We start from the raw sequence: 2773 nt of genomic DNA, 5'->3' as shown, positions 1-2773 counted from the left end.
TCAGGCCCCGGCAAGCCCCGAAAGGGCGCCACAGGACGCGGGAAACGAAGGAAGATGCAGATGTTCGCGGTGATGAAAACCGGCGGCAAGCAATACAAGGTCCAGGCGGGCGACATGCTCCGCGTGGAAAAGCTGGCCGCAGACGCGGGTGAAACCGTGCAGTTCAACGATATCCTCATGCTGGGTGGCGACGACGTCACGCTCGGCGCGCCGCTGGTTGCGGGTGCTGCCGTGCAGGCCGAGGTCATCGACCAGGTCAAGGGTGACAAGGTCATCCACTTCGTCAAGCGCCGCCGCAAGCACAGCTCGCAGCGCACCAAGGGCCACCGCCAGAAGCTGACGCTTGTACGCGTGACCGAGATCCTCGCCTCGGGCGCAGACGCAACCGGCGTCAAGGCTGCCGTGGGCGCAGGTTCCGTGGCCGGTGCCGCCGCTGCCCCCGCAGCTGCAGGTGACGACCTGACCCAGATCACCGGTGTCGGCCCCGCCGCCGCCAAGAAGCTCAACGAGGCTGGCGTCACGACCTTCGCCGAGCTCGCCGCTGTCGACCCCGAGACCTTCGAGGCCGTCAAGGTGAAGCCCGAGTGGGTCGAGCAGGCCAAGAGCCTCGCATAAGCGTTAAGGAGACCAACCCATGGCACATAAAAAAGCAGGCGGTTCGTCCCGTAACGGCCGCGACTCCGCAGGCCGCCGTCTTGGCGTGAAGCTCTACGGTGGCCAGGCGGCCATCCCGGGCAACATCATCATCCGTCAGCGCGGCACCAAGTTCTGGCCGGGCGAGGGCGTTGGAATGGGCAAGGACCACACCATCTTCGCAACCGAAGAGGGGTCCGTGACCTTCCACAAAGGCCTCAAGGGCCGAACCTTCGTATCCGTTCTGCCGGTGGCGGAGGCTGCCGAGTAAGCCGATCTCGCAGGATGCGACATTCAGGGGGATCGGCAAGACGCCGGTCCCCTTTTGGCGTTTTCAGGAGGGGGAGGCGCCGATCCCTGTAAGACCGTGCATAAGAGGAGCGTGCACATGAGTCTGGACCAGTTGAAGATGCCCGAGCGGCCTGCACCCGTTGTGCTGCAGCCCGCCATCGAGGCCGAACGTTTCAAGCTGCGGCCGCTGCGCCGTTCCGATACCGGGTTGCTCGAGCATTACACCGGCGACCTGCGCCTTGCGCGGATGACCACGTCGATTCCCCACCCGCTGCCGCCCGGCGCCACCGAGGCCTTCATCGCCCGTGCCACCGCCTCCGAGCGCAAGGAAGACATCTGGGCGCTCGATGCCTCCGAGCATGGCGGTGCCGAGGTGCTGGGCGTGATCTCGCTGGAGCGGCTCGACCGCAACCAGAGCGAGGTCGGCTACTGGATCGCGCCACCGTTCTGGAACACCGGCCACGCCTCCGAGGCCGTGCAGGCGCTGGTCAGCGCCAACCCGTTCGGCAACGATACGATCTTCGCGAGCGTGTTCCAGGACAACCCGGCCTCGGGCCGTGTGCTGACGAACTGCGGCTTCGAATACATTGGCGATGCCGAGGCCTTTTCGGTCGCGCGCAACGCCAAGGTCCCGACCTGGACCTATCTCCGCCGCATGAAGTGATCCTGGCACGGGTGGCGCCCTTTGGGTGCTGCCCGTCGGTCAGATATCCTCATCACGACAAGCTGAGCCGCCGAGCTGCCGGGCCCGAGTGACCCAATGTCTGTGCGATTCCCGTCAGGCACTGCGCCGGTCCTTTGTCGCAGTTTGCGACGACTTGCTGTGGCTGCGCCTGCTGAAGTGAGTCGGTGCAAGGAGCGGTCATTGCCGCTGCCAGTCGGTCCGCAATCGATGATCGCGCTGAGCTGCGGCACCGGGCTGCCTGGCCATCGTGATCCGGTGTGCGAGCCGACGCTCGGGCACAGTCCGTCGACAGTCGGTCCTTGAAATCGACAAGGCCCGGCAACACGCCACCTTTCCGCGGTGCGGGTCCGCCCGAGCGGAGTGTGTAAATCCTGCGGATTTTGCCGGGGTCGGGGGCGGTCGGGCAGGGGCCCGGAATTAACCCTGAAAAAAAACAAGACGCCCGGAACCGGACGTCTTGTGGTACGTTCTGTCACTGATGGACGAACAAGAGTCCGGGCTCAGCTTCCCCAGGTGCGCACCGGTCCGCAGTCCATGTGAACAAAGCTTGAGCTGGTGTAGCGCCCCACGCCACCCGCACGGCACGCTTGTGCCGCCTTGGCGATCTGGTTGACGGAGCGGGAGTTCATGTGAAGATCCGCAGCCTCACCCTTTAGGTGGCGCGAGTTCTTCGCAACGCCAGAGCTGCGCGAGCGGAGCATGGCGTTGGTCTTGGGCGACCGGTAGCCCGAGATGAGCATGTACGGTTCGGTCGTGTCCATGAGGTTGTGCGCGGCCGTCATGATGTCGATCGTGCGCGCGTCGATGTACTTCACGTCATTCGTGCGCCAGTCGCGCATGAAGTAGGTGATTTCCTTGAGGGCGTCGGGGATATATTCCCCTTCGATCCAATAGATCATGTCTATCTTTTCGCCCGTGCGGCCCGAATACATCTTGATCCGGCGAATGTCACCACCACCGCGGAGGAAGCCCGCGGCATTGCCGTACGTCGGTGCTGCTGTGACAAGTGTGGCCGCAAATGCGCCAAGAAGGCCGCGGCGAGTGACGCCGCCTGCAGTTCGTTGTGTCATGTTGAAGCGCCTGTCCCGTTAGTCGCTGTACCTGTTGCGCCGCCTCGTTGGGCGACCCTGCCATCTCTCCCCAGATGCCCTGATTGTATGCCAC

General features: G+C 64.3%; 4 protein-coding genes. 3 read left to right on the top strand and 1 reads right to left on the bottom strand.

Annotated elements, in window-relative coordinates; all coding sequences use genetic code 11:
- Positions 1-60: 60 nt before the first annotated feature.
- The 3 genes from HC022_RS23295 to HC022_RS23285 all read left to right on the top strand — a co-directional run bounded on the left by HC022_RS23295 (position 61) and on the right by HC022_RS23285 (position 1588).
- On the top strand, positions 61-615 hold the full coding sequence (locus HC022_RS23295) for a 50S ribosomal protein L21 (RefSeq protein ID WP_008883912.1): 555 nt from the start codon (positions 61-63) through the stop codon (positions 613-615).
- Positions 616-634: 19 nt separating this feature from the next.
- Positions 635-904: a 50S ribosomal protein L27 gene (gene rpmA / locus HC022_RS23290; protein WP_008884736.1), complete on the top strand. Its 270-nt coding sequence runs from the start codon at positions 635-637 to the stop codon at positions 902-904.
- Between the two features lie 117 nt (positions 905-1021).
- On the top strand, positions 1022-1588 hold the full coding sequence (locus HC022_RS23285) for a GNAT family N-acetyltransferase (protein WP_008885104.1): 567 nt from the start codon (positions 1022-1024) through the stop codon (positions 1586-1588).
- A 521-nt stretch (positions 1589-2109) separates the two neighbouring features.
- Here HC022_RS23285 and HC022_RS23280 read toward each other — a convergent pair.
- On the bottom strand, positions 2110-2679 hold the full coding sequence (locus HC022_RS23280) for a DUF882 domain-containing protein (protein WP_167453991.1): 570 nt from the start codon (positions 2677-2679) through the stop codon (positions 2110-2112).
- Positions 2680-2773 lie beyond the last annotated feature (94 nt).

The sequence above is a fragment of the Salipiger sp. HF18 genome (assembly GCF_011806505.1).
Lineage (GTDB): Bacteria > Pseudomonadota > Alphaproteobacteria > Rhodobacterales > Rhodobacteraceae > Salipiger > Salipiger thiooxidans.
This window is presented reverse-complemented; position numbering and strand designations above follow the sequence as displayed.